The organism is Ideonella sp. A 288 (assembly GCF_002198735.1).
Taxonomy (GTDB): Bacteria; Pseudomonadota; Gammaproteobacteria; order Burkholderiales; family Burkholderiaceae_C; genus Pseudaquabacterium.
In genome coordinates this window covers 24,216-50,361 of record NZ_MWLO01000065.1, presented here as the reverse complement: position 1 = coordinate 50,361, position 26,146 = coordinate 24,216, and the positions used below count along the sequence as shown (strand labels likewise).

The following is a 26,146-nucleotide window of genomic DNA, read 5'->3' as shown; positions in this document are numbered from 1 at the left end:
GGCTGGATGGACGCGACCGCCCCACGGCCTTCACCGCAGGTCGCGCCCCTCGACTCCGCTGCCAGCTGGCGTGCGCTGGCCGGCAGCGGCGTGCTCGCCATGTTCGGCGTGTCCGCGCTCTATGGCAGCACCTTCGGCCTGTTTCTGCTGCCCTTGCAGCAGAGCCTGGGCTGGAGCCGCGGCGAGATCGCCTTTGCCCTCACCCTGGCCACCTTGTTCACGCCGCTGGTCGCGCCGCTGACCGGGTGGGTCGTCGACAAGGTGCCGCTGCGCCCGCTGATCCTGGCGGGCGTGGTGCTGCAGTCGCTCAACTTCGCCGCCTTCTCGATGATGCAGGGCAGCGTGTGGGTGTACTACGGCTTGTGTCTGGCGTTGATGGTGACCGCCGCCGGCGCGTCCTTGCTCAGCCTGGCCAAGCTGGTGCAAGGCTGGTTCGACCAATCCTTGGGCAGGGCCCTGGGCCTGCTGTTCGCGTGCGGCGGCGTCGGCGGCATCCTGCATCCACTGTGGACGCAGGCCGTCATCAGCCAGTTCGGCTGGCGCCAGGCATTCATGGTCATGGCGGGCCTGAGTCTGATGACCTGCGGCGTGGCGGCGCTCTTGTTCGTCCGCGAACGCGACCCGGCGGCGCGCCGCGGCGTATCAGCCATGCCGGATGCGCGCCCACCTGCCTCCATGGCAGCGGCTCCCGGTGCCAACGGCCCCGGGTCGATGGCCGCCTTCCTGCGCGACGCCATCTGGTGGAAACTGGCCTTGTTCAACATGCTGTTCGCCCTGGGCGTGGGGGCCATCTTCATGCACTTCGCCGCACTGCTTCAAGACCGCGGCGCCACCCCCGGGCAGGCGGCGTTCGCGATGAGTCTGGTCGGCCTGGGTGGCCTGACCGGCAACCTGCTGGCCGGCTGGCTGGCCGACCGCATGCCAGCTTCGCGACTGGCGGTGATCGTGATGGCCGTGCCCATGCTGGCCACGCTGGTGATCTATGCCGGTGGGGGGCTGTGGGTCAGCATCGCGGCGGGCGGCTTGCTGGGCTTGTGCTCGGGCGGGGACAACAGCGTCAGCCTGCTGCTGGCGCGGCGTTACTTCAGCGCCGAAACCTTCGGCCGCGCCAGCGCCACGCAGATGGTGGCCACTGCAGCGGGCGGCGGCATCTCGCCCTGGCTGGCCGGCCTGGTGCACGACCGTACCGGCAGCTACGACCTGGCCTTGATCATGGCGGCAGCCTGCATGGGCGCCGCGGCGCTGGCTGCCTGGTGGCTGCCTGAAAGCCGCGAGGCCACCACTGGTGGTGAATCCACCTTGACCAAGGTGGCCTGAGCCGTGAATCGCTGGCGCAACACCCTGCTGGCCGTGCTCAGCCACGATGCATCCGGGCTGCTCATCGCCGCGGTCGTCGGCCTGCCCTTCTTCGGCCTGGCAATGGTGGCCCCCGCCGCGTTGCGCTGGCCACTGGCCACACTGGGGGTCGTGCTGGGCGTGGTGCTTGGTTCGGCCTCCATCCACCATCTGTGGGCACTGTCGCGCGCACGCCGGGCCACGCCGCCGCCCGGCCGGCTGGTCGATCTGGGCGGCTACCGCGTGCACCTGACGGCCGAAGGCAGCACACCGCCCGGTCGTGTGCCCGTGATCTGGTTTGCCGGCGGCCACGCCAGCGGCTACGCCATGCACCACCTGCACCGCGCGTTCCGCGGTGAGACCCGCTCGATCCTGATCGACCGCCCCGGCACCGGGTGGAGCGACGCCGGCCCCTTCCCGCGCACCACCGCGCGCGAGGCCGACGAGATTGTGCTGGCGCTGGAGCGTGCTGGCGAACAAGGCCCGTTCATCTGGGCGGGTCATTCCTTCGGCGGGCTGCTCGCAGCCAACATCGCGCGCCGCCGGCCGGACCTGGTGCACACGCTGGTGCTGCTCGACCCCACGCCGCTGGAAACCATCGTGTTCGGCCCGCGCCTGGGCGCGCTGAAGGAGATGCGCCGCACCGCCTGGCTGGGCGGCTTCGCGCAGCTCTTTGGCGTGAACCTGCTGGCCCGGCACAACGCCCGCATGGCCCAGGTGCCTGCCTACAAACAAGCCATGGAGGCCACCCAGGCCGTGCTGGGGCCCGAGGTGGCCGCCGCGCGCACGGTGGAGGCGAACGCGGGCAACTTCTTCGCGCAAGCGTCCATCTACAGCGAACTCAGCCCCGAAGGCGTGGCCGCCGTGGCCTGGGACACGGTGGTCTATGACCGCGACCTGGGCGACCTGCCGGTGTGGCTGGTGGGCCCGAAGGACGACGAGGACGGCGACATTGCCTTGTTGCCCGAAGCCCAGACCGGCGGCGCCGAGAACGCCCGGCGCATGTTCCACTTCTTTGCAGCCACGCGCGAACGCTACCTGGCCACGTCCACCCGCTCGCGGCGCATCGTCGCGCCCAAAGGGGCTGGCCACAACTTCGTCTACGAGATGCCGGACTGGACGATTGCGGTGATGCGCGAGGCGATCTGCGGCGCACCCAGGGAGCAGGGCCCATGAACGAGCAGACCCAGCAGATCGCACCGCAGGCGTTGGCAACGCTGGCTGAGCACTATTGGGCCTTCGAGTGTCGTGAGCTGCCCTTGTCGGCCGTACTCGCCGGCCAGACGCTGCACGACGCGGTGCTGTTCCGTGAATCTGCGGCCGACCACCAACGCCGCGACAACGATGCAGGGCATTTGCTGGCGCTTGCGGAACAGATCGACGCCGGCCCCTTGAATGCCCAAGAGCGCGCCACACTGGCGCTCATCAAGCGCGAATTGGCGGGGCTGCGGGCGCAGCACGCTGTCGATTCCTGGCAGCGGCCCTGGTTGTTCCCGGCCGGGCCCGACTTCACGGCCATGTTCTGGGCCAACTCGACCAGCCTCACCGATGCCGCGGCCGCAGCGCTGTACGTGGACCGTCTCGCCGGCCTGCCAGCCTACCTGCGCGACGTGCAGTCCAACATCGAAGCCGGCCATGCGCGCGGTTACCGCTATCCCCGGGTCGTGCTGCAGAGCGCGGCTGCCAACACGCGCGGCATCCTGGGCGCCATACCCGAAGCCTCGGCCTGGATGTCGCCCTTCCAGCGTTCACCGGCTGCGGCGCAACCTGGGGTGCGGGCCCAGTCCGAACGCGCCCTGGGCGTGGTTCGCGACGCCTTGCTGCCCGCACTGCAGGCTTGGGCCGATTTCGTGGAGAGCCTGGTGGAGCGCGGCGCGCGCGAATCACTGAGTTGCGTGGACGGCCCTGCCGGTGCCGCGTACTACCGTACCTGGTTGCAGCACTTCACCAGCACCACCGCCGATCCCGAAGAGGTGCATGCACTGGGCCTGGCCGAGGTGGCGCGCCTGGAACGCGACATCCAAGCCGTCGCAGGCGACGCGGGCCACGCCGGCGACGTGCCGGGCTACCGCGCCTTCCTGGCGTCAGACCCTCAGTTCATCGCCCCGTCGCGCGACGCCTTGCGTGAAAGCATCGAGGCCTTGTGCAAGCGCGTGGACCGGCGCATCCCGGAATTCTTCGGCCTGATCCCACGCATCACCTACGGCGTGCAGAGCATCCCGGACGCCGTGTCGGCGCGCATGCCGCCGGCCTACGCGCAGCCCAGCCCGGCCGACGGAACGTCTGCCGGCATCTTCTGGATCAGCGGGCTGCCGTCCAAGGCGCCGAGCTATCTGCACCCCGCACTCGTCGTGCACGAAGCCTGGCCCGGCCACCTGATGCACATGGCGCTGATGAACGAGCAGACCGAGCTGCCGGCCTTCCGCCGCTATGGCGCGGTGAAGTACACCGCCTGCGTCGAAGGCTGGGCGCTGTATTGCGAGACGCTGGGCGTCGAGATGGGGCTGTACACCACGCCCCATGAGCACTATGGCCGCCTGGAAATGGAGATGTGGCGCGCCGTGCGCCTGGTGGTCGACACCGGCATCCACGTGCGCGGCTGGAGCCGAGAGCAGGCGGTGGCGTATATGTCCGAACGCCTGAGCCTCTCGCGCGAGACGATCGAGGGCGAAGTCGACCGCTACGCTGCGCTGCCAGCGCAGGCGCTGGGTTATCAGATCGGCAACCTCAAGTTCCGCGAACTGCGTCGCAGGGCCGAAGCGACACTCGGCACGCGCTTTCGGCACCGCGACTTCCATGCTGCCGTGATGAACGCCGGCGCGGTGACACTGCCGGTGCTGGATGACCTCGTGAGCGACTGGCTGCGGCGCCAGACCTCCGCCCTGGGGAAGCCCGACGAGGTATCGCATGCCCCTTGACCCGGCCAGCGGCGTGTTCTACGACGTGCAGGGACATGGCCAACCCCTGCTCATCGGCCTGCCGCTGATGGCCTCGTTCACCGAGCTGTTCGGCAGCGAGATGCAGCCGGTGCTCGACGGCTATCTGAACCGGCTGACCGACCGCTACCGTGTGCTGCGCGTTGACTACCCCAGCATCGGCGGCAGCCGTGACATCGCGCCGGAAGCTCTCACGGCCGATCGCGTGTGCGCCGATCTGCTGGCCGTGGCCAGCGCGGCCGGCTTCGACCGCTTCGTCTACTGGGGCTATTCCTGGGGCGCCGCCGTCGGGCTTCAACTGGCCGCGCGCACCGACCGGCTGACGGCCTTGGTGCTGGGCGGCTGGCCCCCGCTGGGTGCGCCCTATGCGGGCATCCTGCAGGCCACGCGGCTGAAGCAGGCCGACCCCGAGCCTTCATCGCTCAAGGTGCTGCGGTCGAAGGGCCAGTACCGTCAGTGGGAAACCTACTACGCGAGCATGCTGAACTGGCCCGAGGCCGAGGCCGAGTCCGTGGCCCGCATCGCCTGCCCGAAGATGGCGTTCTTCGGCGGTGAAGGCGACCTCATTGAGGCTGGCATCCCGATCCGCATCGCGTCGATCATCCGGGAGCACCGCGTGCAGCTCGAGGAGCAGGGTTGGACGGTGCACGAAATCGCGGGCCAGGGCCATGGCGTGTGCATGGTGCCAGAGCTGGCGGTGCCGCCAGTGCGCAGCTTCCTCGATTCCGTGCTGACGTGAAACCGTCAAGCTCAACACCTTTGGAACAGCCGGGCGTTGCTGGCGCAATGGCCTGGGATCAAGCCGCCCTCGGCGACCTGGCGTCGTACTGCGAGAGCCAGCGCACGACCGGCCTGCTCGTGCTGGAGAACCGTCGCACGGTGCTCGAACGGAACTGGCCGGTGGCCGCCGGCAGCGACGTGTTCGAGCGGCGCTACCTGCATGGCACTGCGTGCGACGGCGCTCTGCGCGAAGACGTGGCTTCGCAGCAGAAGAGCCTGGTCGCGCTGTTGGCCGCGATCGCGGTTGACGATGGCCGGCTCGACCTGGAACAGCCGGTATCGAACTACGTCGGCCGCGGCTGGTCGCATGCAGACCCAGCGCAGGAGCTTGCGATCGTCGTGCGGCACCTGCTCGAAATGTGCTCGGGCCTGGACGACTCACTTCGCTTTGAGGCGCCGGCCGGTACCCGCCACCACTACAACACGCCGGCTTATGCGCTGATGCTGCCCGTACTCGAAGCGGCGGAAGGTCAGTCGATCGGTGCGTTGACCCAGACGAGGTTGACGGGACCACTTGGCATGGTGGACACCGGGTGGTGTCAGCGCAGCAACGAACTCGCTGCCCTCCTTGGCAACTCGCGCGGCCTCGTGACGACGCCGCGCGACATGGCGCGCCTGGGCCAGTTTGTGCTCGACGGCGGACTCGCTGAGAACGGTGCACGCCTAGTCAGCTCAGCGGGACTGTCGGCGATCTTTCGCCGCACTGCCCTGCACCCGGCTTACGGCCGCCTGTGGTGGCTCAACGGCGGCACGCATTGGATCGTACCGAACCGCGGTCAGGGCGACGGCAGCCTGGTGCCGACCGCGCCGGCCGATGCCCTGTTTGCCCTCGGCTCGGAGAATCGCGTGCTGATGGTCGTGCCGTCACTGGCTCTGATCCTGGTGCGGCTCGGCCAGCAGGCGCCCGATGCCGACCTGCGCGAGAGGATGGCCAGCGGCCTGGCACGCGCGATGATGCGAACTGCGATCGAATGACGATGGAACCGAACGCAACCGTCTCGGCCGACGCCCAGGCCCTGCTTGCCCCCTGGCCCGGCCCCTATGGCGGCCTGCCGCCGCTGGAAGGTGTCAGCCCTGCCGCCATCGAAGATGCCGTGCGCGCGGCGATAGAGATGAAGCGTGCCGAGGTGCAGGCCATTGTGTCGAGCACCGCACCGCCCACCTTCGAGAACACGGCCGAGGCCCTGGAAGCCTGTGGCTGTGCCCTGCGCCGGGTGCTGTGCGTCTACCAGGTGCACGCGAACAGCCTGAGCCTGGGCGACATGCCCGCGGTCACGCGGCGCATTGCGCCCATGCTGGCAGCGCTGGACAACGAAATCGCGCACGACGAGCGTCTGTACACGAGGCTGAACGCCGTGTGGGACAAGCGCATGCAGGCTGGCCTGTCGCTCGAGCAGCAACGGCTGGTAGAAGTCTTGCGCAAGCGCCTGCAGCGCCTTGGCGCCGGGTTGGCGCCTGCGGCCAAGGCGCGGTTGGCAGCCATCAACGGGCGTCTGGCCACCCTGTCTTCGCGTTACAACCAGAACCTGATCGAAGAGGCCGGCGAGCAAGTCGTCTTCATCGGTGACGAGTCAGGGCTGGACGGCTTGCCCGATGCGCTGCGCGCCGCCGCCGCAACGGCTGCGGCCGAGAGGGGCCGGCCGGGCCAATGGGCCATTCCAAATGCGCGCGGCGCCGTGTGGCCATTTCTGACGCTGTGCACCCGGCGTGACCTGCGCGAACAGGTCTGGCGCATGTGGACGAACCGCGGCGACAACACCGGTCCCCAGGACAACAAGCCCGTGGCCACCGAGATCCTGCAACTGCGCGGCGAACTGGCGCGCCTGATGGGCTACCCGAGCTACGCGCACCTGGCGCTGGCCGACCGCATGGCTGGCACGCCTGAAACCTCACTGGCCCTGCTGCATCGCACCTGGGCCAGCGTGAAGCCGCGCGCGCTGGCGCAGATCGCGGACTATCAGGCCCTGGCCGACCGCGAAGGGGCTGGCATCCGACTGGCCCCCTGGGACCGGCAGTTCTACGCCGAAAGGCTGCGCCGCGAACGCTTCGGCCTCGACGGCGACGCTGTGAAGGCGCATTTCCCACTGGATGCCGTACTGCAGGCCATGTTCTGGGCCGCGGGCCGCGTGCACGGTCTGGCCTTCAAGGCCATCGAAGGCGCGCCACTCATCCACCCCACGGTGCGCGTCTTTGAGGTCAGCCGCGGCGACGAGGTCATCGGCGTCATCTACTTCGACCTGTTCAACCGCCCTGGCAAGGCGCACGGCTCTTACCAGACCCAGTACCGCGAGGCCGAGCACTTCCGCGGCCGCGTGCTGCCGATCTCAGGCGTGTACTCCACATTCCCACCGCCGCCTGACATGGACAAAGGCCAGCCCGCGCTGCTGCCCTGGGAGTACGCCAACGTCTTCTTCCACGAGTTCGGCCATGCGCTGCACATGCTGCATTGCACCTCCGCGTACCGGTCATTGGGCAGCCAGCATGTGGCCTGGGACTTCGTCGAACTGCCGGCGCTCATCAACGAACGCTGGCTGCGCGACCGCGAACTGCTGGCCCGCTTTGCGCGCCACCATGTCACCGGCGAGCCGATTGCGCCGCAGTTGGTCGACCGCATCGAACAGGGCCTGAAGTACGACCGCATCTTCAGCCTGAACCCCGACTTCCTGCTGCCGGCCATCGTCGACATGCGGCTGCATCTGCGGGCTGATGGCAGCGGCCAGCCGATCGACCCGGTGCAGGTGGAGAACGATACGCTGGCCGAACTGGGCATGCCCGAGGCCTGGGACCTGATCATGCGCGTGACGCACAACTTCCATGTCTTCATCGGTGCCTATGCGGCCGGGCTGTACGCGTACCTGTGGGCCGATGTGATGGCGGCCGATGCGGTGCAAGCCTTCGAGCTTTCGCCCGGCGGCATCTACGATGCAGCCACGTCCAAGCGGTGGATCGACCACATCCTGAGCGTGGGCCACCGCGTGCCGGCCGACCAGGCGTTCCGCAGCTTCGCCGGCCATGACCCCGACCCGACGCCGCTGCACCGGCGATTCGGGTTGCAGCTCCCTGCCGAAATGCCAAAGACATGACCCGCAACCCTGACCCGTACATCCTGGAGCCGCTGCCCGCCTACCGCGAGTACCCGCAACCAGAGATGGTGGAGCGCGCACGCGCCTTCCATGCCGATCTGCAGCGCCGCCGTACGGTGCGCGACTTCGACAGCCGGCCCGTGCCGCGCGAGGTCATCGAACACTGCCTTCTGGCCGCTGGCACCGCGCCATCGGGCGCCAACCAGCAGCCCTGGTTCTTCAGCGTCATCACCGACCCCGAGCACAAGCGTCGCGTGCGCGAGGCGGCCGAGGTCGAGGAGCGCAGCTTCTACAACGAACGCGCGCCGCAGGAATGGCTGGACGCACTGGCGCCGCTGGGCACCGACTCGAACAAGCCCTTCCTGGAAGAGGCGCCGGTGCTGATCGCCATCTTTGCGCAGAAGTACGGCGTGCATCCGGATGGTGAGAAGTTCAGCCACTACTACGTGCCCGAGTCGGTGGGCATCGCCTCGGGCTTCCTGATCGCCGCACTGCACCACGCCGGGTTGGCGACGCTGACGCACACGCCCAACCCGATGAGCTTTCTCAACAAGCTGTGTGGCCGGCCGAGTTCAGAGAAACCGATCATCCTGCTCGTCGTGGGCTACCCGAAGGCGGGCTGCCAGGTGCCGGTGCACGGTGGCATCAAGAAGCCGCTGACCGCTATTGCGCAATGGCTTGGGTAGGACCCGCCGAAGACTGAAGGCCAAGACGCCCCGCGGCGCAATGCAGCAGGGCTTCTGCGCCACTTCAAGCGCGCAGGCGGATGCTCAGCCCGCCTCCACGGCGCGCGCTGCGCGTGTGGTCTGCACATAGCCACGGCCGCAGAGCAGCATCAATCCAGCGGCCAACATCAGGGCGGTCGTGGATGTGGCCGTCATCGCCAGCATCAGGCCATCGGGACGCGACTTCAGGGCGTCGGAGATGGCGCCCACCACGGCGGGGCTCAGGGAACCCAGCACCATGTTGAACATGATGACCAGCGAAATCAGGCGCGCACGCATAGGTTGCGGCGTCATCTCTTGAAGTGCCGTGGGGAAGACCATCGTGCCGGCCATCAGGAAGGTGTGGTGCAAGGCCATCAGTGTGAACAGCTCCACCGGCGTCCTCGCCAAGTAGAGCGTTGCGGCAAAGACACCGCTGGCTGCCGCGGCGAAGGCCAGAACCCGCACGGGCAACATCGGGCCCAGCCGAGGTGTCAGCCACTTCATGCCCACATTGGCGATCAACAACCCCACGGCCGATGACACGAACGTGGCGATGCCCATCGCATTGCCCAGGTCCAGCGATGTCACGCCCATCTGGCGCATGGCCACCACGGGGATGAAGGCGCCGGTGGCGCCAAAGCCGAACACCAGCAAGCCCACCGACAACATGAAGGTGGCAAACGAGAAACGCTGGCTGCGCAAGAACGGCCAGACCGACGGCTGCTTGGCTTGCACAGCCGTCGCGGCACCCGGGGGCGGTCGGGCCGGCCCACGCTTGTTGATGGGCAGCAACAGGATCATCGGCACGAACACGATGCCCGGCAGGGCCGTGGCAAAGAATGCCAGTCGCCAGGTCGGCAAGGCCTGCAGCACGTCGGGCAGCAGCGGCCGCCAGAGGTCAATGGCGTGGATCATCCACCCGCACATCGCAATGACCAGACCCACCACCAAGCGCCCGGTGACGATGAACAAGGAGTTGGCCAACTGCCGCTGGCCGCCGCGGAACAGTTCAGGAATCAAGGCATAGGCGATCGGCAGCAAGCCGGCCTCGGCCGCGCCCACCAAGGCACTGGTGACAAACAGTTCGTTGAAGTCACGCGCCAGGCCGCAGGCACCAACGGCCAGGCTCCAGGTGGCGATGCAGCCGGCCAGCACCGTGCGGCGGTCAAAGCGGTCTGACAACCACGCGATGGGGTAGCCGACCACGGCCGCGAACAGGGCCACACTGACCCCCTGCAACAGGCCGAACTGCAAGTCAGACAGCCCCAGCGCCTTGCGCAAGGGCTCGGCCTGCAATCCGAAGATCTGCCGGTCCATGTAGGTGTACAGGCCCAAGGCCACCAGCACCAGCAGGCTGACCCATGCGGACATCGGCGCCCGCTCGGCGGCAGCGCCCTCTGGCAGTGGTACTGCGGCCTCAGTGGAGGCGGCCATGGCGCTGCTCCAGTTGCTCACGCAGTGCGGTGGCGGACAAGGGTTTGCCGGTGGCTTGTTTCAACATGGCATCCAGATCGTGGCGCGCACCCTGTTGCCAGATGCGCGGGGCGAGCCAATCACCGATGGGCCTGCAGTTGCCGCCCGCCACCTGGTCTGGCAGGTCTGGCACTTCACGCCGCAGGGCGTCGAAACACTGCGCCGCCACCATGGCACCCAGCAGGTAGGCCGGGAAGTAGCCGAACATGCCGTGCACCCAGTGCGGGTCTTGCAAGGGGCCTTGGCTGAAAGCGGCCTGCGGTCCCACGCCCAGCAGAGCTTGCATGCGCTCGTGCCACCAGGCGGGCACGTCACCCACCCCGATCTCGCCCGCCACCAGAGCCTGCTCGATGTCGACGCGAACGATGACGTGCAGTGGGTAGGTCAACTCGTCGGCCGCAACGCGGATGGGGCCGGGCCGGATGCGTTGCAGCAGCCGCGTCAGGTTGCCCGGCTCGAACGCGGGCTGAGGACCAAAGGCCTGGTGCAGCAGCGGCGCCAGCAGCTGGCAGAAGGCGGGCTCGGGCGCCAGCTGGCGCTCGAAGATCAACGCCTGGCCTTCGTGCAGGGCGGCCGAGTGTGGCCCGGCCAGCGGCTGGCCCAGCCAGGCCCGTGGCAGGTTCTGTTGGTAACGCGCATGCCCCGTCTCGTGAATGGTGCCGACCAGGGCCGGCAGGAAGTTGGCCTCGTCGAAACGGGTGGCCGTCCGCACGTCTTCGGGCACGCCACCGGTGAAGGGGTGCTGCGTGGTGTCCAGGCGGCCGGCATCGAAGTCGAAGCCGAGCAAGGCCATCACCTGTTCGCACAGCCGTTGCTGCGCTGACGCTGGAAAAGGGCCGACAGGCTCCAACGGCTGCGGCGAGTTGGCCTGCGCAACCAAGGCCTGTTCAAGCAGCGGCGGCAGCCACCCCTGAACTTGCCCAAACAAGGCGTTGACCCGAGCCATGCGCAGGCCCGGCTCCCAACGCTCCAGCAAGGCGTCCATGGGCTGCAGACCCAAGGCATCGCCCAGCCGCGTGGCCGATTCGCGCGTCACGGCCACCACCGGCGCCCACGCGTCGGCAAAGGTGTCCCAGTTGTCGTCCTGCCGGGCGCGGCCCCAGGCCTGCATGGCCGCACCAGTGGCGAGTTCACGGCGTTCGGCCAGGGCCGCGGGAATCGCGGCTTCGATGCGACGCGCCTGTCGCATGCGCGCGAAGTTCAGTGCCGCATCGCCCAGCAAGGGCTCGTCAGCGGCGGCCTCGAACTGCCGGGCGAGGGTGGGATCGGCCTGCAACTGCTTGATCAACACGGCAAGCGCCGCCTGAGCGGCCGCGCGAGCGGGTCCGCCTGCGGGCGGCATGTGGGTCATTCGGTCCCACGTGGCGATGGCCTGCAGATGCTCCAGGTCATGCACGCGTCGGTGGTGTGCCACCAGGGCGTCGTAGGCAGGCGACGGGCTCATTCAGACCTCTCGGCATTCGGTTCCCGGCAGCGCCGCGTCTATCGCCGAAAGGCGAAGCGCACGCCGCGCGCGATGCCTGCGGGCGGCACCATGTTGTGGTCGTCGCCCTCGTGCACCACGGTTTCCACATGGAAGCCGGGCGATGCGAGCGCTGCGAGCCTGGCGCCGAGCTCGACCGTGTTGGGCACCATGCGGCACTCTTCGGTCATGTCGCGGAAGTCTTGCTCGCCAGCGGGAAGTCCGGGGACAAAGCGAAACGTGGACTCCAGCGCGCCCACCGTGATCAACGCGCGGGCCTTGACCTGCCCCGACCGGACCCGGTCACTGAAGCCGGCCTCGTTCGCCAGCACCGCACGGTCGTTGTACCAAATGGATGGGCTGATGGCCACGAACTGCTGGAACGACGCGGTGTGGCGGAACAACGCATGCAGCGTCGTCAGCCCGCCCAGCGAATGGCCCATCAGCACCTGGTCCTGCCGGTTGATGGCCACCAACGCCTCGACACGCGGCTTGACCTCTTCCTCGATGACGCGAAAGTAGTGGTCCATGCCGCCAAAACCTTCGGATGGCCGAGGCATCTTCGCGATGAAACCCTTCTTCAACCGTTCTTCGGAGATCGGCGTCGTCAGGTCGATCATGCGCAGGTCCAGCGCGGTGCTGACACTGTCGGTGGGGTAGCCGATGCCCACGACGACAGGGTCGATGACATCGGGCCAGCAGGCCTGGATGCGGGCTGTGTCGACGGCGATGCCGAAGTGCAGGTTGCCGTCGATCAGGTAAAGCACCGCATGCCCCTCGGGCGGTGTCGGCCGCCGCGTGGGGATGGAGACAAACAGCCGATAGGCACGGCCGTTGACCTTCGAGGTGAAATCGATCACTCGGGCGTTCAGGGCCATCTCGGCGGTGGGCGCTGTGCTCTCGGCAGGTTCCATTGGGTGCTTCCTGATGGGGGTGGGTGAGGGGTCGTCTTGCATCTGCGCGGTCAACCCCACAAGGCGGTCTCAGGCGGCTGCACGATGCCCAGGTGGAAGGTCATGGCCGCAGCGCGGTCGCCCACCTGCAGCAAAGGTCCGTCGAGATCGGCCCACCGGGCGAACTGGGCCACCAGGAAGGCGGGTGCCATGCCCAAGGAGGTACCGCACATGTTGCCCACCATCAGTTCGAACCCCAGCGACCGCGCCTCGTGCGCCAAGGCCAGCGCCTCGGTGAAACCACCGCACTTGTCGAGCTTGATGTTCACGACCTGATAGCGGCCTTGCAGGGCGGGCAAAGAAGACCGATCGGTACAGGACTCGTCGGCGCAGATCGGGATCGGCGAACGCAGGCCCGCCAGGGCAGCATCCTCGCCACGCGGCAGGGGCTGCTCGATGAGCTCGACGCCTGCTGCAATCAACCCGTCCATCAGCTCCGACAGCAGCCTGGCCGTCCACGATTGATTGGCATCGACCAGGATGCGGGCGTCGGGCAATTCGTCGCGAACGATGCGCAAGAGCTCGAGATGGCGGTGCGCGTCGAGCTTCAGCTTGATCAGCGGCAGACCGCGCGCCGCACGGGCTCTGCGTCGAACGTCGTCGGGGCTGCCCAGCCCGAGGGTGAAGGCCGTGATCACGGGCTTGGGCGCCGGCAGGCCGGCCGAGACCCAGGCCGGGACGTCGGCCTGCTTGGCCCGCAGGTCCCACAGCGCGCAGTCGAGCGCGTTACGTGCGCCGCCGGCTGGCATCAGCCTCAGCAGATCTGCTCCGCTGAGGTCGTCGCGCAGATGCGCGGCCACCGAATCGATCTGCGCTGCCATCGATGCCAGCGTTTCGCCGTCGTAGTCCACGCCTGCCGCTTCGGCGCAGCCCGTACGCTCTGCGTTGTCGCTCAGTTTGAGCGCGATCAGGGGCAGGTCGTGCATCACCTCACGGGCGATCTCGAAGGGCTCCAGCAGCGGCCAGTGCTCGATGGCAAGCTCGACACGCAAGGTCATGCCAGCAAGACCCGGGCAATGGCATCCACTCCGCCACGCATGGGGTCGCAGACCGGCAGGCCCAGCTCGCCAGCCACCGCTTGGCGATAGTGCGTCCATGCGCCGTCGCCCAGTGTGGACGAGTTGATCGCCACGCCCACGCAGCGCACGGCAGAATTGGTCAGTTGCGCGGCCTCGACATAGCGGCGGATGGCCTCTCGCAGGCTGGGCAAGGGGATGTGCGGGTAGTCCTCGATCGTGGTGCGCGAGGGGTCGTGGCAGAGCACGAGGGCGTCAGGCTGCGAGCCGTGCAGCAGCCCGAGGGTCACACCCGAATAGGCCGGGTGGAACAGGGCGCCTTGGCCCTCGATCACGTCCCAGTGGTCGGCCGCGTTGTCGGGCGACAGCTGCTCGGCTGCACCGGCGATGAAGTCGGCCACGACGGCGTCGATGGCGATGCCTTCTCCGGCAATCATGATGCCGGTCTGGCCGGTGGCCCGGAAGCTGGCCTTCGCGCCGCGGGCCTGGAGCGCCTTGGTCAGGGCCAGCGCGGTGTACTTCTTTCCCAGCGCACAGTCGGTGCCCACGGTCAACACACGCAGGCCGCTGCGCTTGCGGCCCGTGCCTGTGGGCAAGGGCCCGTCGCTGTGACGCACGTTCACCAGCCGCGCACCGCTGCGTGCCGCTGCAGCGGCGAGGGCGGGATGGCTCTCCAGCCGCGTGTGCATGCCGCTGACGATGTCCAGCCCCGCGTCCAAGGCCTGCACCAGGGTCGGCACCCAGGACTCCGGCAACTGGCCGCCCACCGGTGCCACACCGATCAGCAAAGAGCCCGCGCCCTGCGCCGCAGCCTCTGCAGGCGCGATCACCGGCAGACCCAGGCTCACGGTGGCCTGGGGCAATGCCCATTGGCCGATCACATCGGCGGGGCACCAGTCGCGCAGGCCGAAGCCGGTCTTGGCATCCGACTTCAGCGTGACGCTGCCGAGGAACAGGAGATAGGGCTTTCGCAGACTGGGCATACAGTGGATATTATTTCATCCACTCAATGCCGTAAAGCCGAGATTCGCCCCCAGGGCGCGGCAACGTCGCAGCGACTTACAGCGGTGGTGTGTTGGCGCTGACCACGACCGCCTCGGCGTCGCCCACATTGCGGAACCGATGCGGCAGGCGGCTGGAGAAGAGGTAACCGTCGCCCGGCCCCAACACCTTGGCTACGCCGCCGACCGTGACTTCGACCTGACCCTGAATCACGACGCCGCCCTCGTCACCCTGGTGGCTGTACGGCTGCGCAGCCGTCTCTGCCCCGGGTGCATAACGCTCCAGCAGCACCTGCAGGGGGCGACCCTTGAGGTTGTGTCCAACCTGCAGCAGAGAGATGCCGCCGGCACCGACTTCAAGCAACTCATCGCGCTGGAAGAAGATCTGCGTCTCGACGTCCGGATCAAGCGAGAAGAACTCCGACAGCGTCATCGGCAGGCTGTCCAGGATCTTGCGCAGCGAGCCGACAGAGGGCGAGATCGTTTCCTTCTCGATGCAGCCGATGGTGCCGTGGTTGAGGCCCGCGCGGCGTGCGAGTTCACGCTGAGACAGGCCGTGCAACTCGCGAACGTAGCGCAGCCGTGCGCCGACGCCGGCCGAAGGTTCGACATCGGACCGCTCGGTGCCCGGCTTGGCGGGAGCGCCGGCGTCGACTGCAGGGCTTGCCTTGGGGGCGGCCGACTTCCTGCGGGGCCGGGCGTCTTGCGTCGTCTTGGTCTTCATGGGGCAATGGCACTTCGAAGTGGCATGGCGAGTTTAGCGACCACCCTGCGGGTCTTGCCGCGCCCCATGTCAGTGGCTAGGATACTGAACACTACCCAAGGCCGCCCATGCACGAACAATCACCCCTGCCCGCCGCACTGGCCGCCACCCTGACCGACAAGGCGCGCGAATTCGGCATCCCGGGGCTGGCGATCGGCCTGGTGGCGCCCGGGCGCCACAGTGTCTTCACCACGGGCGTCGAAGCCCCAGGTTCCGAACGGCCGGTGACCGCCGACACCTGGTTCTCGGTGGCTTCCTTGGGCAAGCATGTCACGGCTTGCGCGGTGCTGGACCTGGCCCAGGCCGGCGCATTGGACCTCGAGGCACCGATCGGCCGCTACCTGGCCGATCTGCCGGCCGCATGGTCGCAGCGCCCCGTGCTGTCCTTGCTGCGGCACACCAGCGGCCTGCCCGAGTACCTGGCCTATACCGAGTCCGAGACGGTGCCTGAAAGGCGCGGCGACTTCATGCGCACCTACGGCAGCATGGCCACGGCGTTCGAGCCCGACCAGGGCTGGATCTACACCAACACCAACTACATCCTGCTCGGCTTCCTGATCGCCGAGTTGGCCGGGCGGCCCTACGCAGCGGCAGTGCAGTCGCTGTTCGACCGGGTGGGCTGTGTCGGCGCCACGGTGGCCAGCCCGCAATGGACCCGGGATGCCAACGTGCAGGGCCTGGGCATCACGGGTCGCGATGGGGCCAGTGCCCGGCGTGAGGTGATCGGTGATGGCGACATCTCCTTCACGGCGCAAGGCGCGCTGGTCTGGCTGCAGGCCCTGTTGGGCCCTCGGCTGCTGTCGACGGCGAGCATGACCACGATGCTCTCGCCCGCGCCACTGCGCACGTCGAGACCATCGCCCTATGGATGCGGCTGGTTTGTCGATTCCCTCCGCGGAGCGGCCATCGGTCACCATGCAGGCCACTACGACGGCTGGACGGCAATGGCCGTCCTGGTGCCCGCCCAGGGCTGTGGCGTGGTGGCCATGTGCAACCTGGCGCCGGGCAATACCCGTGCCGTTCGGTATCTGGCGCAATTCGCGCTGGAGAGCTTTGCGCCCGGCAGCACGCCCCTGTCGCTGCGCCCCATCCCGGATGACTCGCCGGCCCTCACCGCCAGGATCAAGACGCAACTGTTTCGCAACGGCACCGCGCTCGATCAGGACTGCTTTGCCGACGAACTGCTGCATGTGGTGGCTCATGGCAGTGCAGTGCGCAACGTCATCGACCTGTGGACAGGCGTCGAACCACTGGCCTTTGACCTGGTGGAGCAGCAGCGCCATGCCACGCACAGCCTGCGGCGCTACCGCATCCGCTACCTGGAGCGTGTCGAGCACCTGCTGGTGGGTACCACGCCGCAGGACAAGATCTACTGGGCCTGGCCGCTCTGAGCGGCCAGCGCACCACGCACGATCTGCGCCGGTGTGGCCACACCTTGGGCGATCCGATGGCAAGCCGCCGCCCAGCGACACCAGACCCGGATGCCCCATGAGCTTCATCAGCGCCACGATCATCGAGGGCGCGAATCGACGTGTGCGGTGTGCGAACCCGAGATCGGTACGGTCATGTGAGAGGCCACCTGTCGTCTATTAAATAGACCACCGAAGCATCTGGCGAGTGATCAAGAGGCCGCATGCATAGGCAGATTTACCCTGCATCGAGCCGCACCAGATCTGTTGACGGATAGTATATTGACCACTAGCATGGTGCAGTCAACCCCATCACCAAGGACCGGACCGCATGGACACGCGCACACTCAAAATCTTGCTGACCCCGATTGCCGCAGTGTTGGCGTCTTGGCCGGCAATGGCCCAGACCACAGGCGACGCGTCAACGGGCAAGCAGCTGGTCGAGGTCACGGCGTCCAAGCGCAAGCAGTTGGTGATCGATGTGCCGTACTCGATCACCGCCATTGGTGGCAGCGAAATTGCCGACCGCGGCGTCACCGACATCCAGCAGATGCAATCGGTGGTGCCGTCGCTGTTCATCAACCAGAACGCACCGGGCGCCAGCCGTATCCAACTGCGCGGCCTCTCGCAAGGCGTGGGCTTCGGCGCCGCGCTGGTCGGCACCTACCTCGACGAGATCTCGCTGAACATGCCGGACGCGCAGCGCTCGCTCGACGTTCCCCTGGTCGACATGGCCCGCATCGAAGTGTTGCGGGGGCCACAAGGCACGCTGTACGGCGATGGTTCGATGGGCGGCACCATCCGCTTCATCACCCGGGCGCCGCGGTTGGACAAGTTCGAGGGCAGCGTTGAAGCCGGCTTCAGCCAACTGAGCGGCGGCCAGACAGGCTGGCGCGCCAATGGCGTGGTGAACGTGCCCTTGTCGACGGGAGTCGCGGGCATGCGGCTGGTGGCCGGCCATGAAGACCTGCCGGGCTGGGTGGACAACAGCGCAAACGGTGCCAAGGACATCAACAGCGCCAAGCGCGACTTCTTGCGTGGCAAGTTGCTGGTGAAGCCAGGCGCGAATGTCGAGGTGACGGCGATGTTCTTCCACACCGAAACCGACACCAAGAACAGTTCAGGCTCGAACGCCGAGCGCGCCATCGCTTCGTACATCGCGTCGCCGACCAAGGACAAGACCGACCTGTTCAACCTGGCGGTGAACGTCGACCTGGGCAGCGTGCGACTGGTCAGTTCCACAGGCTACCTCGATCGCAAGATCGACACCACCTCTGAACTGACTGCCGTCTATGCTGGTGCGCCCTTCAAGGCGCTGGTCCTGCCCAAACCAAGCTCCGGCGGCGCCTACCGGCAAGACATGTCGCAGAAGATCACGACCCAGGAGCTTCGCCTGGAGTCGGATGACAAGGGGCCTCTGACCTGGACGGCGGGAGCCTACTACCGCAAGACCGACACGCACTCCGTCACCTCGGACGTGTGGACCGATGCCACGCTTCGGCTGCAGGGTGGCTTCGATGGCACCGGCCCCACCAACGTCACCCAGACGGCCCTGTTCGGCGAACTGACTTACGCCCTGTCGCCTCAGTTGTCGCTCACCGGTGGCCTGCGCTCGTTCAAGGAGAAGGCGGAGAACGTCGGCTCCAAGCTGCCGTCTGGCTTTGCGCCTCCAGGCACGCCTTCGACCCTCTACAACGACCATGCGGAGTTCAGTGCCACGACGCCCCGGCTGAACATGCTGTGGCGCTATTCAGCCAAGGGTGCGCTCTATGCCACCGCCTCCAAGGGCTTCCGAAGCGGTGGCTTCAATTCCACGGCAACGCCGCGCAACTACGGACCCGAAGACATCGTCAGCGTCGAGATCGGCAATCGAGGATCCTTGTTTTCCGACGCCCTGCAGTACGAAGTGGCTGCGTACCGCAGCAAGTACAGCAACGTGCAGGCGCAAGACCTGGCGCCTGGTTGCACGCCCGCAACTTGTCAGGCGCTCACGGTCAACTCCGGCAAGGCCTCGGGGCCGGGTCTGGACATCACTGTGTCGGCGGCGCTGACCAAATCCACGACGCTCGACGTGGCGCTGGGCTACTCTGACCTTGTGTACGACGTGAAGACCGCGGAGCGCAACCAGGGCGATCCGTTGAACTTCGTGCCCAAGAAGACGGCTTCGGTGTCACTGAACCATCGTTTCAGCTGGGCGCCTGGTTTGCCCGGCATGGCTCGGCTCGACTACCAGCACTCCGATCCCGTGAAGTTCATCGTCCGCAATCAAGGTGTGAATGCCGCCAGCAACAACATCGACACGCTGAACGCACGCCTCGGGGTGGAAATGCCCACCTGGCAGGTCTACCTGGAAGGCAAGAACCTCACCAATTCGAATGGCGTGACGTTCCCGGGAATCTTCGGCTTGCCCGATTTCAGGGTCGCACCGCGCTCACTCGGCGTGCTGGCGCGGGCCCAGTTCTAGAGCTCGGCCGGCACGCGATGGGCCGCGTCATCACGATCGCGGCTGCGACCCATTGCAAGCCCCAGGCCTGCAGCCGGATCGCTGAATGCCCAGGTGCAGTGCCGCCGAACTGAGCGGCACTGCCTGGTGGGCTGCGGGTGGGATTGACCGACGCGAAACCGCCGCCGCTATCGCAGAGTCTCCATCAACCGCATCAACAACCGGGTGCGCGGAATGATGCTGCTGATGTACAGCCTCTCGTCCAGGGTATGGCCTCCATCGCCATCGACGCCAAGGCCATCGAGCGTGGGAGCGATGGCGGCGGTGAAGTTGCCATCACTGCCGCCGCCGGTCTTCAGGTCGATCAGCTCGAAGCCGATCTCGGCAGCCAGCCCTTTGGCATGCTCGTACAGCGCTGCGATCCCGGGCGTCTTTTCGTACCCTGGGCGGTTGATGCCGCCCTCGACGGTCAGCGTGACGCCTTCCAGGTGGGGCTTGAGGCCTCGGATGCGACGCACGATTTCCTCGCCGATTTCGGGGTTGGGCATGCGCACATCCACTTCCACGGATGCTGTGTCTGGCACCACGTTGGACCGCGTGCCGCCCTTGATCAGGCCCACACTGACGGTGAGCTCGCGCGTGTAGTCGGTCATCGCTTCCAGTGCCAGCACCTGGTGCGCAATCTCGTGGATGGCGTTGCGACCGAGGTGGTGTTCGACGCCGGCGTGCGCCGCCACGCCATGGGCCGTGACCGTGAAACCCGCGATCCCCTTGCGCGCCGTGACGATCTTGCCGCCCGAGCGGGCCGGTTCGGTGACGAGCACGAACTTGGCCCGTCGTGCTTCGCGCACGATGTGCTCGCGCGAGGTGTCGCTGCCCATCTCCTCGTCGCTGACCATCAGATGCCGCACCGGCAGGTGCGTCTGCAGGCCGGCCCGACCGATCTGGCGCACGGCGGCCAGCGCCAGGTAAGTGCCGCCCTTCATGTCCTCGGCGCCTGGGCCATAGGCACGGTCGCCCTCAATGCGGAAAGGCAAAGGCCCGGCCAGGGTGCCGATGGGGTGCACGGTATCGATGTGGCTCAGGATCAGCAGCCCCGGTCCGCCGGCGGCCTCGGGTGGGCAGTGCTTGTCGGCGATGGCCAGCAAATGGTCGCCAAACCCGTCCCTGCCGGCAATGCGCTCAACGCGCACCCCGATGGCTTCGTAGTCGGCCTGCACCCGGGAGGCCATACGGGCCATGCCTTCGGGGTCGTCAGTGGGGCTCTCGATTTCGATCCAGGCGCGGATTCCGGCCAATATTTCGTCCAAGTTCAGGGATTGGGTACTGGTCATTCAGGGATCCCCTATCGAATGTTGCACGGACCGTTGCAAAAAATGGATAGTATATTGTCCACTTGTTGGCGTGGTGGACGCTCGACAACTTGTCTCGACAGAGTTGCGCCAGAGAGAACCCGCAGGCCACCCGCAATAGCGGCCGAACGGAAATTGCAAACGACCAACTATTCGTGCGGCAGGCACAAGTCCTGGCCTCTCACTCGCACTACGCTCGGATCACCTTGATGCCCAACCCGACACCGCCGCGCAAGCGCTACTCTGCCTGGAACCTGTTCGCCGCTGCCCGCACAGGCCACAGCGACTGGGCGCCTGCATGGCGCGAGGCCGAGCCCAAGCCGCGCTATGACGTCATCGTCATCGGCGGCGGTGGACACGGCCTGGCCACTGCCTACTACCTGGCCAAGAACCACGGCGTCACCAATGTCGCGGTGCTGGAAGCCGGCTGGATCGGTGGCGGCAACACCGGGCGCAACACCACCATCGTGCGCTCGAACTACCTCTATCCAGAGAGTGCGCGCTTGTACGACTTCTCGGTGCGCCAGTACGAGCACCTGGCGCAGGCGCTCAACTTCAACATCATGTTCAGCCAGCGTGGAATCGTCACGCTGGCCCATTCGCGGCACGACCTGGACGCCCAGTCACGCTGGGCCAACGCCATGCTGTGCAACGGCATCGATGCCGAACTGCTCGACGCCCGGCAGGTGCAGGAACTGGAGCCGCGCCTGAACTCCAGCGCCGATGCGCGGTTCCCGATCCTGGGCGGCTTCATCCAGCGCCGCGGCGGGTCGGCGCGGCACGACGCCGTGGCCTGGGGCTATGCCCGTGGCGCGTCGGCCATGGGTGTGGACATCGTGCAGAACTGTGCCGTGACGGGTTTCCTCAAGCAAGGCAAGGCCGTGGTGGGGGTGGCGACCAACCGCGGCGAGATCCGCGCCGACAAGGTGGCCATGGCGGTGGCAGGGCATTCGTCGGTGCTGGCCGACATGGCGGGCTTTCGATTGCCAGTCACCAGCTATGCGCTGCAGGCCATGGTCAGCGAACCCGTCAAGCCCGTGCTCAACACGGTGACCTTGTCTCCTTCCCTGGGCGCTTACTGGAGCCAGAGCGACAAGGGCGAAGTGGTGATCGGCGGGGCGCTGGACCACTTTCCGTCCTACGCCCAGCGCGGCAGCTTCGACGTGATGCAGCACGTGGTGGCCGCCACCGTGGAGATGTTCCCGAGCTTCAGCCGACTGCGCCTGCTGCGCCAATGGGCCGGCATCGTCGACGTGGTGCAGGACAGCAGCCCCATCATCGGCGCCACGCCGGTGCCGGGCCTCTACATCAACTGCGGCTGGGGCACCGGTGGCTTCAAGGCCATCCCGGTGGGCGGTTGGACGCTGGCCCATGTGCTGGCCACGGGACACAACCATGAACTGGCAGAACCCTTCCAGCTGCAGCGCTTCCACACCGGCCGGCTGATCGACGAAGCCGCCGCGGCGGGCATCGCGCATTGAGGAGCCTGGCGCGATGATGCAATTGACCTGCCCCCTGTGCGGCCCGCGCGCCGAGAACGAGTTCCACTGTGGTGGCACCACCGGCATTGCGCGGCCGCCTCTCGACTGCAGCGACGAGACCTGGGGCACCTACCTCTACTTTCGCGACAACCCCAAGGGTGACCATGCCGAGCGCTGGCGCCATACCTATGGCTGCGGCCTGTGGTTCAACCTCTTGCGCGACACCGTCACTCACGAGGTGAAAGCCGTCTACGGGATCACGGCCACTCGCCCGGAAGGGTCGTCATGAGCGGCTTCCGACTGCCGGCACCCCATGGCGCCTGGATCGACCGGACCCAAGCGCTTCGTTTTCAGTTCAACGGCCGCGAAGTGCAGGGCTTTGCCGGTGACACGGTGGCCTCGGCCCTGCTGGCCCAGGGCATCGTGCATGTGGGCCGCAGCTTCAAGCTGCACCGGCCACGCGGCATCTTCAGCTGCGGCGTGGAAGAGCCCACCGGTCTGGTCGACATCGGCCAGGGTGGCGCGCGCACGCCCAACACGCGGGCCACCGACCTTGCCGCCAGCGCGGGCCTGCAGGCCTTCACCGGCAATGCCTGGCCCAGCCTGGGCTTCGACCTGGCGGCGCTGACCTCGCGATTTGCGGCGCTGCTGCCTGCGGGCTTCTACTACAAGACCTTCATGTGGCCGCACTGGCACCTGTTCGAGCCCGTGATCCGGCGCATCGCGGGTCTGGGGGTGGCCGCCGATGCGCCCGACCCCGACCGCTATGACCAGGTCTCGCGCCAGGCGCAGGTGCTGGTGGTGGGTGCCGGTGCGGCGGGCGTGCAGGCCGCGCTGGCGGCAGCGCAGGGCGGTCAGCAGGTGCTGCTGGTCGAGGGTGCGGCGCGGTTGGAGCCGGCCGCTGCCGCGCGCCTGCCAGACCTGGCGCTGGCGGGTATCGAGGTGCTCACGGCTTGCACCGTGTTTGGCCTGTACGACCACGGCCTGGCGGCGGCGGTGCAGACCGTGGCGGGTGCCGTGCGCGAGCGGCTGTGGCAGATCCGCGCCGGTCGCATCATCCTGGCCACCGGCGCCTTCGAGCGGCCCATGCTCTTCCCCGACAACGACCGGCCCGGTGTGATGCTGGCCAGTGCCGTGCTGCGCTATGCCACCCACTACGGCGTGGCCTGCGGCCGCCGCGTGGTGGTGGCCACCGCTTGCGACAGCGGCTTTCTGGCGGCGCGGGAACTGGTGGCCGCTGGTATCCATGTCGCTGCCATCGTCGACCACCGCAGCGCCGCCGCCATCGATTCACCCGCTGGCGTGCCGGTGTTTCGGGGCAGTGCCATCGTGGCCGTACAGGGCCAGCGAGCGGTGAAAGGCGTTGTGGTGGCCGCCCACGGTGGCGGTGCGCTGCAGCACCTGGACGCCGACTGCATTGCCAGTGCCGGCGGCTGGTCGCCTGCCGTCAACCTGTATTCGATGGCCGGCGGCAAGCTGCGCTGGGTGGACGAGGCCGCCATGTTCGTGCCGGATCGCGCGGTGCCCGACATCGATTCGGTGGGTGCCTGTGCCGGCGTGTTCGACGAAGCGCGAGCGCTGGCGCACGCCGCGGCTGTAGGCCGCGGCATCCCACATCCCGCGGCGGTGGGCCGCGGCACCGCGCAGCCGGCACCGGTGGGTGGCCTGGGCGTGGTCTCGTCGAACAGCAGCCCCTCGGCTGCAGCACTGGCGGCTGTGCGGCGCAAACCCGGCAAGGTCTTCGTTGACCTGCAGAACGATGTCACAGCCGACGACGTGTCCTTGGCCGCGCGCGAAAACTACCGCTCGGTCGAGCATCTCAAGCGCTACACGACCATGGGCATGGCCACCGACCAGGGCAAGACCAGCAATGTCAACGCGCTCGTGTTGATGGGCCAGCTGACCGACCGCAGCCCCGGGCAGGTCGGCACGACCAAGTTTCGTCCGCCGTTCAAGCCGGTGACCTTGGGCGCACTCGCGGCGGGGCGCTGCGGCGCCCGCTACAAACCACTCAAGCGCATGCCGGGGCACGCCTGGCACGACGCGCACGCACCGGTGTGGGAAGAGTTTGGCGGCTGGCAACGTCCTGCGGCATACGTTCGGGATGGTGAGTCGCTGAACGACGCCGCCGAGCGCGAAGCACTCCACGTTCGCACACACGTCGGTCTGTTCGAGGCCTCACCGCTGGGCAAGATCGAACTCTACGGGCCCGATTCAGCGAGCTTCCTCGATCTGATGTACGTCGGCACCATGTCCACACTCGCCATCGGCCAGGCGCGCTACGGCCTGCTGCTGCGCGAAGACGGCGTGATCTTCGACGACGGCATCGTGGCACGCCTGGGTGAGCAGCACTACTGGGTCAACACCACGTCGGGTGGCGCAGAGCGTGTCGGTCTGGCTTTCGAGGAATGGCTCCAGTGCGAGCATGTGAACTGCCGTGTGCTGGTCACGCCCGTCACATCTGCGTGGGGCAACGTCACCGTGGCGGGACCCAAGGCCTGGGCCGTGCTGCAGGCCGCCGGTTTCGATGACGCCCTGGCACCCACGGCGATGCGGCACATGACCTTCCGCGAGGTGAACCATGGCGGCGTCACGATGCGCGTCTTGCGCGCCAGCTTCAGTGGCGAGCTCGGCTATGAGATCAATGTGCCTGCGCAGCACACGCAGGCGCTGCTCGAACAACTTTGGCAGGCCGGCCGGCCCTTTGCAGTGATGCCCTACGGCGTGGAGGCGCTGATGATCCTGCGCACCGAGAAGGGCTACCTGCATCTGGGCGCCGACACCGATGGCACGACCTTCCCGGGTGACGTCGGCCTGGACCGCGGCATCTCCAGGAAGGCAGCCAACTTCGTCGGCCGGCGCTCGCTGTTGCGGCCGGTGGCGACCGATGCCGACCGCATGCAATTGGTCGGATTGCTGACGCTGGATCGCCGCAGCCGACTGCCCGTCGGCGCCCACATCACTGTGGACGCCCCACCAGCTCCGATCGAAGGCTACGTCACCTCCAGCGCCTTCAGTCCGGTGCTGGGTCACCCCGTCGCGCTGGCCATGCTCAGGCGTGGCGGCCAACGCGTCGGAGAGCACGTGACGGCTTATCACCTGGGGCGGCCGTTTGCAGCCGAAGTGGTCAAGACTCCATTCTTCGATGTCGCCGGAGATCGTTTGAATGGTTGAGCGTCTGGTCGCTTCAAGCAATTTCGAAGCTGAGTTGCAGGCAGCGTTGCCAATCGCCACGCAGGCACTGAAAGTGTCCGTGGTTGAAGGCCTGCGTGTGCTGGTCTTTCGCCATCTCGCGGGAGGAGCAGCGGCCGTCCATGAAGTTCTCGCGGCCAACCATCTCACTGCCATGCCCACGCCGGGAACTTGCCTCGGCGACGACCCGTGGCAGGTGTGGATCGGCCCCGCAGAGAGCCTGCTGCTGACGGCAAGCGGCAGGGCCGCCGACGACGTTCTGGCGGCACTGCACCCGGGTTGCAACAGCCTGGCCTGCGTGGTGGATCAGTCGGCCGGTTGGCTGGCGTTCGAATTGCTCGGCGCGGGCATGGACGATTTACTGCCGCGTCTGTTCGATGCCAACGCCATCCCTCGGCACGCGGGTCAGGGCGCGCGCGCAAGGTTCATGGACGTCAGCGCCGTGGTCATGCGCGTGGGGCCAGACCGGGTCTTGCTCGCGGTTGAACGACCGCACGGAAGCTATGCGGTCCAATGGATCGGCCATGCGTGGCGTGCTGCTTTGGGTTGAATGTAGGTATGCGCACTGAACTCCGTATGCGCTTTGAGTGACCGCTTTCGCTAGTGAAGTACGACCGCTGCGGGTCGAGGGCTGCCTTATGCGTCCCCGATCGCACAACCGCAAAGCTGCCGTTCACGTTGGCCGGCAGCACAGCCGACGTCTGGGAAGACCCGGACTCGACCCGAAGCAGAACTCGGTCCACCGCAGGTGGGTGGCCCA

At 67.4% G+C, this 26,146-nt stretch carries 20 protein-coding genes; 13 read left to right on the top strand and 7 right to left on the bottom strand.

Annotation, left to right across the window (positions count from 1 at the left end; all coding sequences use genetic code 11):
* Positions 1-6 precede the first annotated feature (6 nt).
* Genes EOINJALH_RS04190 through EOINJALH_RS04160 form a run of 7 tightly spaced genes read left to right on the top strand, consistent with a single transcriptional unit; the run spans position 7 to position 8,820 of the window.
* Positions 7-1,317: an MFS transporter gene (locus tag EOINJALH_RS04190; RefSeq protein ID WP_088279060.1), complete on the top strand. Its 1,311-nt coding sequence runs from the start codon at positions 7-9 to the stop codon at positions 1,315-1,317.
* A gap of 3 nt (positions 1,318-1,320) precedes the next feature.
* Entirely contained in the window at positions 1,321-2,511 is a 1,191-nt protein-coding gene (locus EOINJALH_RS04185; RefSeq protein ID WP_088279059.1) for an alpha/beta fold hydrolase, read from the top strand.
* Positions 2,508-4,253: a DUF885 family protein gene (locus EOINJALH_RS04180; protein WP_088279058.1), complete on the top strand. Its 1,746-nt coding sequence runs from the start codon at positions 2,508-2,510 to the stop codon at positions 4,251-4,253. The genes EOINJALH_RS04185 and EOINJALH_RS04180 overlap by 4 nt, the downstream gene beginning before the upstream one ends.
* A complete protein-coding gene (locus EOINJALH_RS04175) occupies positions 4,243-5,010 on the top strand; it encodes an alpha/beta fold hydrolase (protein ID WP_144289855.1) in 768 nt (255 codons plus the stop codon). The genes EOINJALH_RS04180 and EOINJALH_RS04175 overlap by 11 nt, the downstream gene beginning before the upstream one ends.
* Positions 5,011-5,057: 47 nt before the next feature.
* Positions 5,058-6,026 carry a serine hydrolase gene (locus EOINJALH_RS04170; RefSeq protein ID WP_088279057.1) on the top strand — a complete coding sequence of 323 codons (969 nt, stop codon included), beginning with the start codon at positions 5,058-5,060 and terminating at the stop codon, positions 6,024-6,026.
* A 2-nt stretch (positions 6,027-6,028) separates the two neighbouring features.
* Positions 6,029-8,134, top strand: coding sequence for a M3 family metallopeptidase (locus EOINJALH_RS04165; RefSeq protein WP_158219644.1), 2,106 nt, complete (start codon positions 6,029-6,031; stop codon positions 8,132-8,134).
* Positions 8,131-8,820, top strand: coding sequence for a nitroreductase family protein (locus EOINJALH_RS04160; protein ID WP_088279055.1), 690 nt, complete (start codon positions 8,131-8,133; stop codon positions 8,818-8,820). Before EOINJALH_RS04165 ends, EOINJALH_RS04160 begins: the two co-directional genes overlap by 4 nt.
* Before the next feature lie 84 nt (positions 8,821-8,904).
* Here the strand turns inward: EOINJALH_RS04160 and EOINJALH_RS04155 are convergent, their stop codons facing one another.
* The 6 genes from EOINJALH_RS04155 to EOINJALH_RS04130 form a co-directional block, all read right to left on the bottom strand.
* Positions 8,905-10,275 (bottom strand): MFS transporter, encoded by a 1,371-nt coding sequence (locus EOINJALH_RS04155; RefSeq protein WP_088279054.1) that lies wholly within the window; start codon positions 10,273-10,275, stop codon positions 8,905-8,907.
* Positions 10,259-11,758 (bottom strand): carboxypeptidase M32, encoded by a 1,500-nt coding sequence (locus EOINJALH_RS04150; RefSeq protein WP_088279053.1) that lies wholly within the window; start codon positions 11,756-11,758, stop codon positions 10,259-10,261. Before EOINJALH_RS04150 ends, EOINJALH_RS04155 begins: the two co-directional genes overlap by 17 nt.
* A 38-nt stretch (positions 11,759-11,796) precedes the next feature.
* The gene (locus EOINJALH_RS04145; protein ID WP_158219643.1) at positions 11,797-12,690 is read right to left on the bottom strand and encodes an alpha/beta hydrolase; all 894 of its coding nucleotides are present in this window, start codon (positions 12,688-12,690) and stop codon (positions 11,797-11,799) included.
* A gap of 50 nt (positions 12,691-12,740) precedes the next feature.
* Positions 12,741-13,727, bottom strand: coding sequence for an N-acetyl-D-Glu racemase DgcA (gene dgcA / locus EOINJALH_RS04140; RefSeq protein WP_088279051.1), 987 nt, complete (start codon positions 13,725-13,727; stop codon positions 12,741-12,743).
* A complete protein-coding gene (locus EOINJALH_RS04135) occupies positions 13,724-14,728 on the bottom strand; it encodes a DUF1611 domain-containing protein (protein WP_088279050.1) in 1,005 nt (334 codons plus the stop codon). Before EOINJALH_RS04135 ends, dgcA begins: the two co-directional genes overlap by 4 nt.
* A gap of 76 nt (positions 14,729-14,804) precedes the next feature.
* A complete protein-coding gene (locus tag EOINJALH_RS04130) occupies positions 14,805-15,470 on the bottom strand; it encodes a cupin domain-containing protein (RefSeq protein ID WP_088279049.1) in 666 nt (221 codons plus the stop codon).
* Between the two features lie 107 nt (positions 15,471-15,577).
* Here EOINJALH_RS04130 and EOINJALH_RS04125 point away from each other — a divergent pair, with 107 nt between their 5' ends.
* Together EOINJALH_RS04125 and EOINJALH_RS04120 are read left to right on the top strand one after the other, a co-directional pair.
* Positions 15,578-16,900: a serine hydrolase gene (locus EOINJALH_RS04125; RefSeq protein WP_088279048.1), complete on the top strand. Its 1,323-nt coding sequence runs from the start codon at positions 15,578-15,580 to the stop codon at positions 16,898-16,900.
* A gap of 349 nt (positions 16,901-17,249) precedes the next feature.
* Positions 17,250-19,382: a TonB-dependent receptor gene (locus EOINJALH_RS04120; protein WP_088279047.1), complete on the top strand. Its 2,133-nt coding sequence runs from the start codon at positions 17,250-17,252 to the stop codon at positions 19,380-19,382.
* 167 nt (positions 19,383-19,549) lie between these two features.
* Here the strand turns inward: EOINJALH_RS04120 and EOINJALH_RS04115 are convergent, their stop codons facing one another.
* Entirely contained in the window at positions 19,550-20,695 is a 1,146-nt protein-coding gene (locus EOINJALH_RS04115; protein WP_088279046.1) for a M20 family metallopeptidase, read from the bottom strand.
* Positions 20,696-20,922: 227 nt separating this feature from the next.
* Between EOINJALH_RS04115 and EOINJALH_RS04110 the strand changes: the two genes are divergently transcribed.
* The 4 genes from EOINJALH_RS04110 to EOINJALH_RS04095 are packed head-to-tail and all read left to right on the top strand — an operon-like array spanning position 20,923 to position 25,936.
* Complete coding sequence (locus EOINJALH_RS04110) at positions 20,923-22,194, top strand: sarcosine oxidase subunit beta family protein (RefSeq protein WP_088279045.1); 1,272 nt, start codon at positions 20,923-20,925, stop codon at positions 22,192-22,194.
* Positions 22,195-22,207: 13 nt separating this feature from the next.
* Positions 22,208-22,483, top strand: coding sequence for a sarcosine oxidase subunit delta (locus EOINJALH_RS04105; RefSeq protein WP_088279044.1), 276 nt, complete (start codon positions 22,208-22,210; stop codon positions 22,481-22,483).
* Positions 22,480-25,368: a 2Fe-2S iron-sulfur cluster-binding protein gene (locus tag EOINJALH_RS04100; RefSeq protein ID WP_088279043.1), complete on the top strand. Its 2,889-nt coding sequence runs from the start codon at positions 22,480-22,482 to the stop codon at positions 25,366-25,368. Before EOINJALH_RS04105 ends, EOINJALH_RS04100 begins: the two co-directional genes overlap by 4 nt.
* A complete protein-coding gene (locus tag EOINJALH_RS04095) occupies positions 25,361-25,936 on the top strand; it encodes a hypothetical protein (RefSeq protein WP_088279042.1) in 576 nt (191 codons plus the stop codon). The genes EOINJALH_RS04100 and EOINJALH_RS04095 overlap by 8 nt, the downstream gene beginning before the upstream one ends.
* The last annotated feature ends 210 nt before the right edge of the window (positions 25,937-26,146 follow it).